Origin of the sequence: Streptomyces carpinensis, assembly GCF_002154505.1 — a bacterium.
GTDB lineage: Bacteria > Actinomycetota > Actinomycetes > Streptomycetales > Streptomycetaceae > Streptomyces > Streptomyces carpinensis.
On record NZ_MUBM01000277.1, the window covers coordinates 1 to 15,250 of the forward strand.

Below are 15,250 nucleotides of genomic sequence, written 5' to 3' on the forward strand. Positions count from 1 at the left end.
CCGCCGGGCATCGTCAACCAGCCTCTTCAGGAGCCCGGAAGGGCTACTTCAGCCAGGCCTCCACCTTGTCGCGGTTGGCCTCGACCCACTTCTTCGCGGCCGCGTCGGGCGACATCTTGTCCTGCGCGATGTACCGGGCCACGGTGTTCTGGTCCTCGTTCGTCCAGTGGAACTTCTTCACCAGCCGGTAGGCGGGGCTGCCGGACTGGGCGAATCTCGTGCTGACGATCTTGTCGAGGTCGTACAGGGGATAGTCACAGGCGATCTTCGCCGCGTCGGCGTCGCATCCGGCCGTGTACTTCGGCAGGTTGACCTTGACCAGCGGCACCTCCGACATGAACCACTGCGGTTCGTAGAAGTAGCCGATCACCCACTGCTTGTTCTTCTCGGCCGTCCGGTAGGCCTGGATGAGCGCGGTCTCGCTGCCCGCGTACACGACCTTGAAGTTCAGCTTCAGGTTCTTCACCAGGGCCGCGTCGTTGGTGACGTACGACGGGTCGCCGTCCAGCAGCTGGCCCTTGCCGCCCGACTCGGAGGTCTTGAAGTGGGCGGCGTACTTGTTGAGGTTCTTCCAGTCGGTGATGTCCGGGTGGGCCTTGGCCAGCCACGGCGGCACGAACCAGCCGATGACTCCCTGGTTGCCGGTGGAACCGGCGTCGACGGCGGTCTTCTGCTCGGTGATGTACTTCTTCTTCAGGTCGTCGTGACCCCAGTTCTCCAGGACCGCGTCGACCTCACCGGTCCCGAAGCCCTGCCAGGCGATCTCTTCCTTCAAATCCTTCTTGTTGACCGTGCAACCGAGGTCGTGCTGCGCGACGTACGCGACGACCGCCGCGTCCGCCTCGTAGCCCACCCAGGGGTTGACGGCGAGGTTGAACGTGCCGCACTTGCCGGAGTTCTTGGAGCCGGCGGAGGAACTCTCGCCGACCTTCGCCCCTGAGCATGCGGTGAGGGTGAGACCGAGGACGGCCAGGCCGGCTGCGCCGGCTCGCCAGTGTCTTGCCATGATGTCGCGCTCCTTATGCGCCGGTGCGTCGCGCCGCTGCCTGAGTGATCCGGTCGAACATGACTCCGAGCAGTACGATGGCGAGTCCCGCCGCCAGCCCCTTGCCGTACAGCTCTCCCTGCGAGAATCCGGCCACGACGTCGTAGCCAAGGGCGCCCGCTCCCACCAGGCCGCCCACCACAACCATCGACAGCACGTAGATCAGGCCCTGGTTGGTCGCGAGGGTCAGGGCACTGCGTGACATCGGCAGTTGAACCTTGGTGATGATCTGCCAGGTGTTGCACCCGGCGGACGTCGCCGCCTCGACGGTGGTCTCGGGCACGGCCCGCACTCCATCCGCGATGATCTTCATGGCGACGGGTGCCGCGTAGACGACGGCCGCGACGATGGCCGTGAACCGCGTGGCCCCGAACAGCGCCAGGAACGGCACCAGATAGACGAACGGCGGCATGACCTGCGCCGCGTCCAGGGTGGGCCGCAGCACCCGGTCCACCAGCGGGCTGCGCCCCATCCACACGCCGAAGACGATGCCGAGCACCATCACGAGCACCGTCGCCACGACGGTCGAGGCCAGTGTCGTCATGCTGTCCGACCACACGCCCGTGCCCACCAGCAGGCCCACGCACACCGCCGTGGTGACGGCGGCGAGCCGGCCGCCCAGCACCGCGCCGAGCGCGACCAGTGCTGCGCCGACCAGCCACCACGGGGAGTCGGTGAGCAGCGACTGGAACGGATTGAGCAGGGCGTTGGTGATGACGTCGCGAACGGCGTTGGTGATGCCCGACAGGTTGTCCTGTGCCCAGGTGGTCGCGGTGTCCGCGGCGTCGGCGATGGAGCTGCCCGTGCCCCCGTCGCCGGGGAACTGGGCCGCCCACACGTAGGTGTGCGACAGGTAGAGCAGGATCGCGGTGACCACGGCGCCCGCGACCAGCAGCGGCCGCCGCCAGGCCAGGAAGCGGCTGCCCGAGCGCCGGGCCGCCTCCGCGCGTCCGCTGGCCGCGGTCGTCACCCGGTCCAGGACGATCGCCATGACGACGATGGCGAGGCCGGCGTTGAAGGCCGTGCCGACGTCGAGCGACTGCAGGGCCTGCACGACCGTCTTGCCGAGCCCGGGCGCGTCGATCAGGGCCGCGATGGTCACCATCGCCAGGGCGGCCATGATGGTCTGGTTGACGCCCATCACCACCGTCCGCCGGGACATCGGCAACAGGACCTTCAGCAGCGCCTGCCGCCGTGTGGCACCCAGCGAGTCGGCCGCCTCGACGGTGGTCTGCGGTACGGAGCGGATGGCGTGCGCGGTGATGCGGATCGCCGGCGGTGCCGCGTAGATCAGGGTGGCGATCGTGGCGGAGGCCGGGCCGATGAGGAAGAACAGGGTCAGCGGGGCCAGGTAGACGAAGGTCGGCATCGTCTGCATGAAGTCCAGGAACGGCGTCACGATCCGGTTGAACCGGTCCGACAGCCCCGCCCACACGCCCAGCGGGATCGCGATCAGCAGTGCCACGAGGACCGCGGAGACGGTGAGGGACAGCGTGTCCATGCTCTCCTGCCACAGGCCCTGCAGCCCGAAGAAGGTGAACCCGGCCACGGCCAGCAGCGCGACCCGCCAGTTGCCCACGGCCCACGAGACGAAGCCGGCGAGCCCGACCACGCCGAGCCATCCGATCTGCGGGAGGGGGCGGCCGCCGGAGGGCTGGGAGATCAGGCCCTGGACGAAGGTCACCAGGTTGTCGATGACCAGACGGATCTCGTTGAAGAAGTAGAGAAAGAGCGGGTTGGTGTTGCGGTTCGCGCCGATCGAGTCGTTGACGTCGTTGAACCACCGGTGCAGACCGGTGAGGTCCGCCGCCGCCAGCGTCAGGGTCTGCCGGCCGCGGAACACGGCGAACAGCACCAGCCAGACGACCACGATCGCGGCCACCACCGTGCGGCGGCCGGCTCTGCGCACGCCGCTCAGGGGTGCGGTCTTGTCCAGGGCGACGGCCATCACGCGCCGCCCTCCTGTCCCGCCACCACCGCGAGGATCTCCTCGTCACCGACGATGCCGAGCAGCTTGCCGTCCTCGACGACCTTGACCGGCCTGTCCGCCGCCAGCACCGCCCGGGTGGCCTCCCGTACGACGACGTCCGGGCCCAGTTCGGGGCCGTCCAACGCGTCGTCCGGCTCCGCCGGCCGCATGATCCACCGCAGGGTGAGCACATCGCCGCGCGGCACATCCTTGACGAATTCGCGGACGTAGTCGTCGGCGGGGGCGCCGACCAGTTCGTCGCCGCTGCCGCACTGGACCATCTTGCCGTCGCGCATGATGAGGATGCGGTCGCCCAGCTTCAGCGCCTCGGAGAGGTCGTGGGTGATGAACACCATGGTCTTGCCGACCTCGTGGTGCAGCCGGATGACCTCGTTCTGCATGTCGCGGCGGATCAGCGGGTCGAGCGCGGAGAACGGCTCGTCGAAGAAGAGCACGTCCGGATCGCCGGCCAGTGCCCGGGCGAGGCCGACGCGCTGCTGCATGCCGCCGGACAGCTGGTCGGGATAGGAGTTCTCGTAGCCGGCGAGGCCGACGAGTTCGACGACCTCCTGGGCCCGCTTCGTGCGTTCGGCCCTGCCCATGCCGCGGATCTCCAGGCCGAAGGCCACGTTGTCCACCACGCGGCGGTGGGGCAGCAGTCCGAAGTGCTGGAAGACCATGGAGAACTTGTGGCGGCGCAGTTCGCGCAGGCGCCGGTCGTCGGCGTCGCGGATGTCCTGGCCCTCGAAGACGACCTCTCCGGCGGTGGGTTCGATCAGCCGGGTCAGACATCGCACCAGGGTGGACTTACCGGAGCCCGACAGGCCCATGACCACGAAGACCTCGCCCGGCGAGACCTCGAAGCCGACGTCGCGTACGGCGGCGGTGCACCCGGTGCGGTCCATGAGCTCACGGCGGGAGAGCCCGCACAACTCGGCGGAGTCCGGCACCTGGTCGGCCTTCGGACCGAACACCTTCCACAGCCGGCGCACGGATATGACGGGAGTGGTGCCCGGTTCCTTGGGCGCGCCGCGCCGCTGCGGCACCTCGGTCTGTGTGGGGGTCACGATCGACCTCTTTTCGGCGTTCAGCCGCTAAACCAGCGCTGCGGCCGGGGTTGAATGTTCTGCCAGATGTGCTTGGGCTCTCGGTACTCGTCCAAGCCGGTCCGTCCCAGCTCCCGGCCCACACCCGAATGCCCGAAGCCACCCCATTCCGCCTGCGGCACATAGGGGTGGTAGTCGTTGATCCACACCGTCCCGTGGCGCAGCCGCCGGGCCACTCGCTGGGCCTTGCCCGCGTCCTGCGTCCACACGGCTCCGGCGAGTCCGAACTCGGTGTCGTTGGCGATGCGCACGGCATCGTCCTCGTCGCGGAAGCGCTCCACGGTGAGCACGGGGCCGAAGGACTCCTCGTGCACCACGCGCATGTCCTGCCGGCACTCGTCGAGCACGGTGGGCAGGTAGAAGTGACCGGCGGCGAGGGCGCGATCGGCCGGCCGGCCGCCGCCGCAGCGCAGCACGGCGCCTTCGGCGAGGCCCGTCGCGACGTATGCCTCGACCTTCTCACGGTGCTGTGCGGAGATCAGAGCCCCGGTCTCGGCCTGCGGGTCGAAGGGACCGCCCAGACGGATCCGTCGGGCCCGGCGGACGACCTCTTCGACGAAGGCGTCGTGCAGAGAGTCCTCGACGATCAGTCGGGCGCCGGCCGAGCAGACCTGCCCGGAGTGCAGGAAGACGGCCGTGAGGGCGAAGTCCACGGCCGTCTCGAAGTCGGCGTCGGCGAAAACGACGTTGGGGTTCTTGCCGCCGAGCTCCAGCGCGACCTTCTTCACGGTCGCGGCGGCCGTCGCCATGAGGCGTCTGCCGGTGTCGAGTCCCCCGGTGAAGGAGACCATGTCCACGGCGGGGCTCTCGGCGAGCGGTGCGCCCGCCTCGGGGCCGGCGCCCAGGACGAGGTTGGCGGCGCCGGCCGGCAGCCCGGCCTCCTGAAGCGCCCGCATCAGCAGGATCGAGGTCGAGGGTGTGAGCTCGCTGGGCTTGAGGACGACCGTGTTGCCTGCGAGGAGTGCGGGCGCGACCTTCCAGGAGGCCTGCAGCAGTGGGTAGTTCCAGGGTGTGATGAGTCCGCACACCCCGATGGGCTCGTACACGACGCGGCTGACGGCGTCGTCGCGGCCGGTGTCGATCACCCGGCCGGCGTCGGTTCCGCCGATTCCGCCGTAGTGGCGGAAGCAGGAGACGACGTCGGCGATGTCGTACTCGCTCTCGACCAGGCGCTTGCCGGTGTCCAGCGATTCGGCGCGGGCGAACTCCTTGGCGTCGCGCTCGATGATGTCGGCGGCGCGCAGCAGCAGTGCGCCGCGCTCCCGCTCGGGGGTGCCCGGCCAGGATCCCTCGTCGAAGGCGCGGCGGGCCGCGGCGATCGCCGCCTCGGTGTCGGGTCGTGTCCCTTCCGACACGGTGGCGGCGAGGGTGCCGTCCGCGGGACAGCGGATGTCACGGCGGCCTCCGGACACCGGCTCCCGCCACTTCCCGTCCACATACAGGTCTGCCACGAGCCAAGCCCTTCAGCCGAAATGCGTTGCGCATCGTGCATCTAATTGCTTGTGGTGGAACACCCTGGCGAATGCGCAGACCTACGTCAAGGGGTCGGGGAATGACGATTTGGCCAGCGGTGGGCGCGCCGGAACACAGCCCGCCCACCGTTGTGCACGGCCTCGAAGAAGCGGTCTCAGCCGCCGAGCCGGTCCAGCAGCGCGCGGCGCCACCGTTCGGTCTCGGCGATCTGATTGAAGGTGAACAGGTGCAGGCCCGCCACCTGCGCCGAAGGAGCGGTCAGCGCCCCGGCGGCGCGGGTGAGCAGCCGGTCGGGCGAGTAGCCGCCCGGCGTCGCGAACCGCCGGAACCACGAGGCGTGTTTCGTCAGGAAGCGCGTCGACTCCCCCACGCCGATCTTCGCCGCCATCGACAGCAGCTTCGCCCGCTGCACGGGCCCCGCCACGCCGACGTGCAGCGGCAGGCGGACGTCGCGGCGCCGTATCCGGGCGATCCAGTCGCCCAGCACGCGCGGGTCGAAGCAGAGGTTGCTGACGATGTACGTGGCGTGCTCGCGCTTGTCCCACATGGCCTGGACGGTGAGGTCATCGTGGATGAGCGGATGGCTCTCGGGGTAGCCGGTGATGCCCACGCGGGCGAAGGGGCTGCCGAGCTCGCCCAGGGTGCGCAGCACGGGCAGCGCCCCGTCGTAGGCACCGGCCGGCGGGTCGGCGTCACCCGCGGGAACGAAGACGTCGTCCACCCCCGACCCGCAAAGCCGGTCGACCACCTCCTTCAGGTGGGCGTCGTCCCGCAGCAGCCGGGCCGGCACATGCGGGACGACGCGGTAGCCGTGCGCCGCGAGCCGGGTGGTGAGATCGAGGGTCGGCTCCAGGCCCTTTACCGGCGACGCCGTCACGGTGACCACGACGTCGCGCGGAACATGGGCGAGGACCTTGTCCTCGGTCGCCTTCGTGGGCAGCACCTCGTAGCGGACGCTGCGCAGCAGCGCACCGAGCCCTGCGCCGTCCAAGGTCTACCCCGCCTGCTTCTGGGAGTCGCGGTGACGGTAGTACGCGGCCTTGGACGGCTCCAGCGGCTCCTTGCCGAGGATCAGGTCGGCGGCCTTCTCCGCGACCATCATCACCGGCGCGTAGATGTTGCCGTTGGTGACGTACGGCATGACGGAGGCGTCCACCACGCGCAGCCCGTCCAGTCCGTGCACTCGCATGCTCGCCGGGTCGACGACGGCCATGTCGTCGGTGCCCATCTTGCACGTGCAGGACGGGTGCAGAGCGGTCTCGCCCTCCTTCGCGACCCAGGCGAGGATCTCCTCGTCGCTCTCGACGGACGGTCCGGGCGAGATCTCACCGCCGTTGTAGGGGGCGAGCGCGGGCTGGTTGAGGAGCCTGCGGGCCACGCGGACGGCCTCGACCCATTCGCGTCGGTCCTGGTCGGTGGAGAGGTAGTTGAAGCGCAGCGCCGGGTGCTCGCGCGGGTCTCTGCTCTTGATCTTCACCGAGCCGATGGCGTCGGAGTACATGGGCCCGACATGCACCTGATAGCCGTGGCCGCCGGCCGGTGAGGAGCCGTCGTAGCGGACCGCGACGGGCAGGAAGTGGAACATCAGGTTGGGGTAGTCCACGTCGTCGTTGCTGCGGGCGAAGCCGCCCGCCTCGAAGTGGTTGGTGGCGGCGGGGCCCGTGCGGAAGAGCCACTGGAGTCCGATGAAGGGAGCGCGCCACTTCGCCATGTACGGCTGCATGGAGACGGGCTGCTTGCAGGCGTACTGGACGTAGACCTCCAGGTGATCCTGCATGTTCTCGCCGACGCCGGGGAGGCCGTGGACGACGTCGATGCCGAGGGCGCGCAGTTCGTCGGCGTTGCCCACGCCGGAGAGCTGCAGCAGTTGCGGGGAGTTGATCGCGCCGCCGCAGAGGATCACTTCCCCGGCGCGGACCTGCTGGGGGGCGCCCCGGCCGCGCCGGTACTCGACGCCGACGGCCCGCTTGCCCTCGAAGAGCACCCGGGTGACGAACGCACGGGTCCTGACCGTGAGGTTCGGCCGTTTCATCGCGGGCTTGAGGTACGCCTTGGAGGCCGACAGACGACGCCCGCGGTGGACGTTGCGGTCGAACGGCGCGAAGCCCTCCTGACGGTAGCCGTTGACGTCGTCGGTGCGGGCCTGACCGGCCTGCTGGACGGCTTCCAGGAAGGCGGTGAACAGCGGGTTGGCCGCCGGGCCGCGTTCGAGGACGAGGGGGCCGTCGTGGCCGCGAAACTCGTCGTCCGGGTCGGCCGCGAGGCAGTTCTCCATGCGCCGGAAGTACGGCAGGCAGTGCGCGTAGTCCCAGTTCTCCATGCCGGGGTCGGCGGCCCAGCGCTCGTAGTCCATGGGGTTGCCGCGCTGGAAGATCATGCCGTTGATGCTGCTGGAGCCGCCCAGCACCTTGCCCCGCGCGTGGTAGATGCGGCGGCCGCCCATGTGCGGTTCCGGCTCGGACTCGTACTTCCAGTCGTAGAACCGGTTGCCGATCGGGTAGGTCAGCGCCGCGGGCATGTGGATGAAGACATCCCACGGGTAGTCGGACCTGCCGGCCTCCAGGACCAGCACTCGGTTCGCCGGATCCGCCGAGAGCCTGTTCGCCAGTGCGCTGCCGGCCGATCCGCCGCCGACGATGACGAAGTCGTAGTGCAGGGTAGCCATGGTGCCTCGTCTCGCTCGCGCCGTAGATACGCGGGGCATGCTAGTACCGGTAGCGCAGTGTGCACTAGGTTGCGTGCCACGCAACTTATGAGGGTTCTTCGTTTCGGCGGCGTTACTTGCATCGGCGTTGTTTACCGAGCGTATAGTTTCGCTATGAGCAACCACAGAGCAGAATCCGAAACGTCGACTTCACAGACCGGCGGAGTGCAGTCGGTCGACCGGGCCATCAGCGTGCTGGAGATCCTGGCCCAGCGCGGCGAGGCGGGCGTGAGCGAAGTGGCAGCCGAGATCGAAGTGCACAAGTCCACCGCGTTCCGCCTGCTCGGCGCCCTGGAGGCGCGGGGCCTCGTGGAGCAGGCCGGCGAGCGCGGCAAGTACCGCCTGGGCTTCGGCATCGTGCGTCTGGCCGGAGCGGTCACCGGGCGCATCGACATCACGCAGCAGGGCCGCCCGGTCTGCGAGCGCCTCGCCGAGGAGATCGGCGAGACGGTCAACATCGCCGTGATGCAGGAGCACTACGCGATCAACCTGTACCAGGTGCGCGGCCCGTCGGCCATCACCGCCCACAACTGGGTCGGTCAGCTCACCCCCCTGCACGCCACCTCCAGCGGCAAGATCCTGCTGGCCCACCTGCCCACCAAGGAGCGCGCCACGCTGCTGGCCGAGGCGGGCATGAAGAAGGTCACCCCGCACACCATCACCGCCAAGACGAAGCTCGAGAAGAACCTCGCCGAGGCCCGGGAGCGCGGCTACGCCTGGACGAAGGAGGAGCTGGAGATCGGTCTGCACGCCATCGCCGCGCCGATCCGCGACCGGGACGGCGAGGTCATCGCGGCGCTCAGCGCCTCCGGGCCCTCCTACCGCTTCACCGAGGAGCGCCTGCACGAGCTCGCTCCGGTGCTGCTCAAGGGCGCGGAGGAGATCAGCCACCGGATGGGCTACCTGGGCTGAGCGGGCGGCTCCGCTCAGCCTGGACGGCCGGCCCGCAACGGCCCGCGCCTGCGCCCTTCGGCGCGGCGGGGACCGCGCAGCGGCTGGCCCTACTGCGGCTGCCGCATGCCCAGCCGCTCCCCCACCCATTCGTGGAAGGCGCCGATGTGGTGCTCGCTGGGGACGAGGACGCCGCCCTTGGCGTACAGCCGGGAGCTCATGCCGGGCTGCGTGCGCTCGCATGCCTCGAAGTCCTGGCGGTTGACCCGGTCGAAGAGCTCCACGGACCGGCTCACGTCCTTCCCGCTCTCGACGACGTGCGGGAGGTAGAGCCAGTCGCACTCGACGATCGTGCGGTCGACGGCCACCGGGAACATCCGGTGGAAGATCACGTGGTCGGGCACCAGGTTGATGAAGACCTGCGGCTTGACCGTGATCGCGTAGTACCGGCGGTCCTGGTCCTCGGCGACGCCGGGGATGCGGTCAAGGCCCTCCGATCCGTCGACGGTGAAGCCCTGGACGTCCTCGCCGAACTCGGCGCCGTGGCCGACGTAGTACTGGGCGGCGTAGCCGTCGGCGAATTCCGGGAGCACCTCGGTGAGTTCGGGGTGGATCGTGGCGCAGTGGTAGCACTCCATGAAGTTCTCGACGATGAGCTTCCAGTTCGCCTGCACGTCGTAGACGATCCGCCGGCCGACCGCGAGGTGGTCGATGTCGTAGCGCTCGATCGACTCGGCGTCGCCGAGGCGGGCGACGACCTCGCCGACGACGTCCTCCTCGAAGGAGGGGGGGTTCTCCGCCAGGCAGACCCAGACATAGCCGAGCCATTCGCGGGTGGCCACGCTCACCAGGCCGTATTCGGTGCGGCCGACGTCGGGCATCTTGGTGAGGTTGGGTGCGGCGGCGAGCTTGCCCGTCAGGTCGTACGTCCAGGCGTGGTACGGGCACTGGAAGGCCCGCTTGACCTCGCCGCTCTCCTCGGTGCAGAGCCTGGCCCCGCGGTGCCGGCAGACGTTGAAGTAGGCCCGGATCGAGTTGTCCCGGGCGCGGGTGACGAGGATGCTCTCGCGGCCCACGTCGACGGTCCGGAAGGCGCCGGGCTTCGCCAGGTCGGACGAGCGCGCGACGCAGAACCACATGGTCTCGAAGATGTGCTCCTGCTCCTGGGCGAAGATCCCGGGATCGGTGTAGGCGGAGCCGGGGAGGGTGGCGATCAGGCTGTCCGGCAGGCTGGTCGAGGTCACGGTGCACTCCTCGGGAAACGTCGTGGATCGGTCGTTCACGCGCCGGGAAGAGCAACTCCGGACGGCGTTGTGCATGGAGCAACGCTGCGTGCGATGTGCAACCGCAGCATGAGATGCCGCAGGGGCGGTGTCAAGGTGTCGCGACCGACAGCTGCTTGCGCCAGCGGGTGAACAGTCGCGGCTGGTTCATCCCGAGCACGGCGACCGGATGGCCGGCCCGCCGGTAGACGGCGAGGAAGCTGCGGTCGTCGGTGACGCCCTCGACGACCGTCACGGTGTCGGCGCCCGCCGCATGACCGGCGAACTGGATCTTCACGCCGTACTGGTCCGACCAGAAGTACGGCGGCCGGGGCACGCCGGGTTCCACCGCGCCCCACGACAGCAGCGCGGCGACGGCGGCGGCGGGGCGCTCCAGCGCCCCCGTCCAGTGCTCGACGCGGCGATGGACGCCCGCGCGCGGGTCGTACCAGGAGGCGCAGTCACCGACCGCGACCACCCCGGCCAGGCTGGTGCGGCCGTCGGCGCCGCATGTGACGCCGTTGTCGAGCGCGACGCCGGATCCCTCCAGCCACTCGACGTTCGGGCGGGCGCCCACACCGACGACGACGATGTCGGCGGGGATGCTGCGGCCGTCCTCCAGAAGGACGGCGTCGACCCGGCGTTCCCCACCGAGCCCCTTGACGCCCACACCGCACAGCAGCCGTACTCCGTGGTCGGCGTGAAGGGCGGAGACGATGCCGCCCATGGCCTCGCCGAGCGGGCCGGCCAGCGGTGTCGGGGCGGCCTCGACCACCGTCACGTCGAGCCCGAGGGCGTATGCGGTGGAGGCGACCTCGGCGCCGACGAACCCCCCACCGATCACGACCAGCCGTCCGCCGAGGGCCAGTGCGTCCCTGAGACCACGGGCGTCGTCGAGCGTCCGCAGCACATGCACTCCGGCCAGGCCGTCGGTGCCGGGCAGCGTGCGCGCGGCGGCGCCGGTCGCGATGACCACGCCGTCCGCCCGGACCTGCCGGCCGTCGGTGAGCCGGATGGCGCGGTCCATACGGTCCAGTCCGGCGGCGCGGGCGCCGAGCAGCCACTCCGCCTGCAGGTCCTCACCGTCCGTCTCCAGCGCGAGATCCGCTTCGGCGACGGCGCCGGCCAGGAACTCCTTGGACAGCGGAGGCCGGTCGTAGGGACGGTGGGGCTCGTCGCCGATGACGACCAGCCGCCCGTCGTATCCCTGGGACCGCAGCGAGCGCGCCGCCGACAGACCGGCCAGCGACGCTCCCACCACGGCCACCGTCCTCACGCGGGACCTCCGGCGAGTCGGGCCGCGATGCAGGGCGGCAGGTTGGGGGCGTCCGTCGACAGCCGGACGTAGACCATGCCGTCCTCGACGACGACCTCGTGGGTCCGGACCGGGAGCTTGGCCGGCGGGGCGTCGACGACGCCGGTCCGCAGGTCGAACTTCGAGGCGTGGAGCGGGCATTCCACCTCGCAGCCCTCCAGCCAGCCGTCGGCGAGCGAGGCGTCCTGGTGGGTGCAGGTGTCGTCGATGGCGAAGACCTCGCCGTCGTCGGTGTGGAACACCGAGACCGGCGGGTCGATGTCGAGCCGATAGGCCTCGCCTCGCGGGAGATCCGCGAGACGGCACGCGGGAATCATCATGACACCTCGGTGCGTATAGCGAAACGGATTGCGGTAAGCGCAACATCAGTCTGGGGTCGGCCACAAACCTTGTCAAGGCATCCCGGGGACAGGGAAAGCCGGTGCACGGAGTGCCACTTGACGCAACGGGATGTGCGATGAAAAACGGCGCGAGAGCGGGATCCAGCCGCCGTGACGCATGAAGGCAGCCCGCCTCCTCACCCCGGGAGGGGGCGAGGAGGCGGGCATGGTCGAACTCGGTGCCGACAGACGTCAGAAGCCGCGATCGATCCACTCCTGGAGGTGCGGAGCCTCGGAGCCGACGGTGGTCGTCTCCCCGTGACCGGTGTGTACGACGGTGTCGCCCGGCAGGTTGAGCAGCCGGTCCCGGATCGACTCGACGATCGTGCCGAAGTCGCTGTACGACCTGCCCGTCGCGCCCGGCCCGCCCGCGAAGAGCGTGTCGCCGCTGAAGAGCGCCGTCAGACCCGGCGCGTACAGGCAGACCGCGCCGGGGGCGTGGCCGGGGGTGTGCAGCACGGTCAGTTCGAGACCCGCCACGGTGAGGACCTGGCCGTCGGCCAGCTCACCGTCGGGCATCCGGTCGGGATGGGTCTGCTTCCACAGCGGCAGGTCGTCGCCGTGGAGCAGGATCGGGGCCCCGGTGCGCGCCGCGAGTTCGGGCGCGGCGTCGATGTGGTCGTTGTGCGCGTGGGTGCACACGATGGCCCGCAGGGTGCGACCGTCGAGGGCTTGGGCGATCGCATCGGCGTCGTGTGCGGCGTCGACGACGATCACCTCGGTGTCGTCGCCGACGATCCACACGTTGTTGTCGACGTCCCAGGTGCCGCCGTCCAGTGAGAACGTCCCCGAGGTGACCAGGCGTTCGATCCGCGCGCCGGCCGTCACAGGACCACCACCGAACGCAGCACCTCGCCGCCGTGCATCCGCTCGAAGGCCTTCTCGACCTCGTCGAGGGCGATGGTCTCGGTGACGAAGGCGTCCAGGTCCAGCCGTCCCTGCAGATACAGGTCGATCAGCATCGGGAAGTCCCGGGAGGGCAGGCAGTCGCCGTACCAGGAGGACTTCAGAGCGCCGCCCCGGCCGAAGACGTCCAGCAGCGGCAGCTCCAGCTTCATCTCCGGGGTCGGCACTCCGACCAGGACCACCGTGCCGGCCAGATCGCGGGCGTAGAAGGCCTGCTTGTAGGTCTCCGGGCGGCCGACGGCCTCGATGACGACATCGGCGCCGAAGCCGCCGGTCAGCTCACGGATCGCCTCGACCGGGTCGGTCTCCTTGGAGTTGACCGTGTGGGTCGCGCCCAGCTTGCGGGCCGTGGCCAGCTTGCGGTCGTCGACGTCGACAGCGATGATCCGCGCCGCGCCCGCCAGATGCGACCCGACGACGGCCGCGTCGCCGACTCCGCCGCAGCCGATGACCGCCACGCTGTCGCCGCGTCCGACCTGGCCGGTGTTGATGGCCGCGCCGATGCCGGCCATGACGCCGCAGCCCAGGAGACCGGCGGCGGCCGGCGAGGCGGCCCGGTCCACCTTCGTGCACTGCCCCGCCGCCACCAGCGTCTTCTCCGCGAACGCGCCGATGCCCAGTGCCGGCGACAGCTCGGTGCCGTCAGTGAGGGTCATCTTCTGCTTGGCGTTGTGCGTGTTGAAGCAGTACCAGGGCCGTCCGCGCAGGCAGGCCCGGCACTGCCCGCACACGGCACGCCAGTTGAGGATCACGAAGTCGCCCGGGGCGACGTCCGTGACCCCCTCACCCACCGACTCGACGACTCCCGCGGCCTCGTGCCCGAGCAGGAAGGGGAACTCGTCGTTGATGCCGCCCTCGCGGTAGTGCAGATCGGTGTGGCAGACCCCGCAGGCCTCGATCTTCACCAGCGCCTCACCCGGGCCCGGATCGGGCACGATGATCGTTTCCAGGCTGACGGGGGCGCCCTTTCCGCGAGCGACGACGGCACGAACCTGGTGAGTCATGGCACTCCTCGACTGTGTGAATTCCAAGGACGAAATTCCGAGCAGATGTTTCTCATTACGGCACAGATCTCATGTCCCGCAACACAGCATCGTGGAGCGCCGACCAGGGGTCAAGGTCCTGGCACGCAGCGGCGAGGGCCGCTCCCCAGGGGGTGCGGCGACTGCGACGGAGGCGGATCCGGCACACGGTGACCGAGGGGCGCCACATCGGGCCGGTCACGTGCCACGTCGGCCGACGGCCCGCGGAAGCGGGTGATCGAGGCAGTCCGCGCCGGCGGGTAATCCACTCGCGTGCGAGCGGCGCCCGCCCTACTCTGCGCGCCATGGCAAAAGCACCCGTTCTCACGCCCCGGGCGGACGACTTCCCGCGCTGGTACCAGGACCTGATCAGCAAGGCCGAACTGGCCGACAACGGGCCGGTGCGCGGCACCATGGTCATCCGACCGTACGGGTACGGCCTGTGGGAGCGGATGCAGCAGGAGATGGACGCCCGGATCAAGGGCGCCGGTGCCTCCAACGCCTACTTCCCCCTCTTCATCCCGCAGTCGTATCTGACGAAGGAGGCCGAGCACGTCGAGGGCTTCGCTCCCGAACTGGCCGTCGTCACCCACGGCGGCGGCAAGGAGCTGGAGGAGCCCGTCGTCGTCCGGCCCACCTCCGAGACGATCATCAACGACTACTTCTCCAAGTGGGTGCAGAGCCACCGCGACCTGCCCCTGCTCATCAACCAGTGGGCGAACGTGGTGCGCTGGGAGCTGCGCCCGCGCGTGTTCCTGCGCACGACGGAGTTCCTGTGGCAGGAGGGCCACACCGCGCACGCCACCTACGAGGAGGCCCGGGACTACGCCGCGCTCATCCATCGCGACGTGTACGCCGACTTCATGGAGAACGTCCTCGCCATGGACGTCGTCCTGGGACGCAAGACCGCCAGGGAACGCTTCGCCGGTGCGATCAACACGCTCACCCTGGAGGGCATGATGGGCGACGGCAAGGCGCTGCAGCTGGGCACCAGCCACGAGCTCGGCCAGAACTTCGCCAGAGCCTTCCACACCCGGTACCTGTCGAAGGACGGTCGGCAGGAGTACGTCTGGCAGACCTCCTGGGGCTCCACCACGCGCATGGTCGGCGCCCTGGTGATGATGCACGGTGACGACCACGGTCTGCGCGTCCCGCCCCGCCTGGCCCCCGTCCAGGC

The 15,250-nt window shown here is 69.8% G+C and carries 13 protein-coding genes; 2 read left to right on the forward strand and 11 right to left on the reverse strand.

Translation table 11 applies throughout. The annotated features are described in order from the left end of the window. Positions 1–43: 43 nt before the first annotated feature. The 6 genes from BZY54_RS33175 to betA form a co-directional block, all read right to left on the reverse strand. Positions 44–1,006 (reverse strand): ABC transporter substrate-binding protein, encoded by a 963-nt coding sequence (locus tag BZY54_RS33175; protein WP_086729032.1) that lies wholly within the window; start codon positions 1,004–1,006, stop codon positions 44–46. Between the two features lie 13 nt (positions 1,007–1,019). Beyond that, entirely contained in the window at positions 1,020–2,993 is a 1,974-nt protein-coding gene (locus BZY54_RS33180; protein ID WP_086729033.1) for an ABC transporter permease, read from the reverse strand. Then, the gene (locus BZY54_RS33185) at positions 2,993–4,081 is read right to left on the reverse strand and encodes a quaternary amine ABC transporter ATP-binding protein (RefSeq protein WP_086729034.1); all 1,089 of its coding nucleotides are present in this window, start codon (positions 4,079–4,081) and stop codon (positions 2,993–2,995) included. Before BZY54_RS33185 ends, BZY54_RS33180 begins: the two co-directional genes overlap by 1 nt. A gap of 20 nt (positions 4,082–4,101) precedes the next feature. After that, a complete protein-coding gene (locus BZY54_RS33190; protein ID WP_086729035.1) occupies positions 4,102–5,571 on the reverse strand; it encodes an aldehyde dehydrogenase family protein in 1,470 nt (489 codons plus the stop codon). A 176-nt stretch (positions 5,572–5,747) separates the two neighbouring features. Next, positions 5,748–6,584, reverse strand: a complete 837-nt coding sequence (locus BZY54_RS33195) for a methylenetetrahydrofolate reductase (RefSeq protein ID WP_086729036.1) — start codon at positions 6,582–6,584, stop codon at positions 5,748–5,750. A gap of 3 nt (positions 6,585–6,587) precedes the next feature. Beyond that, complete coding sequence (gene betA, locus BZY54_RS33200; protein ID WP_086729037.1) at positions 6,588–8,258, reverse strand: choline dehydrogenase; 1,671 nt, start codon at positions 8,256–8,258, stop codon at positions 6,588–6,590. Between the two features lie 204 nt (positions 8,259–8,462). On the opposite strand from betA, the gene BZY54_RS33205 reads away from it, so the two are divergent. Beyond that, complete coding sequence (locus BZY54_RS33205; protein ID WP_425276342.1) at positions 8,463–9,209, forward strand: IclR family transcriptional regulator; 747 nt, start codon at positions 8,463–8,465, stop codon at positions 9,207–9,209. An 89-nt stretch (positions 9,210–9,298) separates the two neighbouring features. On the opposite strand, the gene BZY54_RS33210 is transcribed toward BZY54_RS33205, so the two are convergent. The 5 genes from BZY54_RS33210 to BZY54_RS33230 form a co-directional block, all read right to left on the reverse strand. After that, positions 9,299–10,432, reverse strand: a complete 1,134-nt coding sequence (locus BZY54_RS33210) for an aromatic ring-hydroxylating oxygenase subunit alpha (RefSeq protein ID WP_086729039.1) — start codon at positions 10,430–10,432, stop codon at positions 9,299–9,301. 130 nt (positions 10,433–10,562) lie between these two features. After that, positions 10,563–11,726, reverse strand: a complete 1,164-nt coding sequence (locus BZY54_RS33215) for an NAD(P)/FAD-dependent oxidoreductase (RefSeq protein ID WP_086729040.1) — start codon at positions 11,724–11,726, stop codon at positions 10,563–10,565. Next, a complete protein-coding gene (locus BZY54_RS33220) occupies positions 11,723–12,085 on the reverse strand; it encodes a bifunctional 3-phenylpropionate/cinnamic acid dioxygenase ferredoxin subunit (protein WP_086729041.1) in 363 nt (120 codons plus the stop codon). Before BZY54_RS33220 ends, BZY54_RS33215 begins: the two co-directional genes overlap by 4 nt. A 252-nt stretch (positions 12,086–12,337) precedes the next feature. Continuing rightward, positions 12,338–12,973, reverse strand: a complete 636-nt coding sequence (locus tag BZY54_RS33225) for an MBL fold metallo-hydrolase (protein WP_086729042.1) — start codon at positions 12,971–12,973, stop codon at positions 12,338–12,340. Continuing rightward, positions 12,970–14,055 carry an S-(hydroxymethyl)mycothiol dehydrogenase gene (locus BZY54_RS33230; RefSeq protein WP_086729043.1) on the reverse strand — a complete coding sequence of 362 codons (1,086 nt, stop codon included), beginning with the start codon at positions 14,053–14,055 and terminating at the stop codon, positions 12,970–12,972. Before BZY54_RS33230 ends, BZY54_RS33225 begins: the two co-directional genes overlap by 4 nt. A gap of 323 nt (positions 14,056–14,378) precedes the next feature. Here BZY54_RS33230 and BZY54_RS33235 point away from each other — a divergent pair. Then, the coding region (locus BZY54_RS33235; RefSeq protein ID WP_086729044.1) for an aminoacyl--tRNA ligase-related protein at positions 14,379–15,250 on the forward strand (872 nt) is incomplete at its 3' end.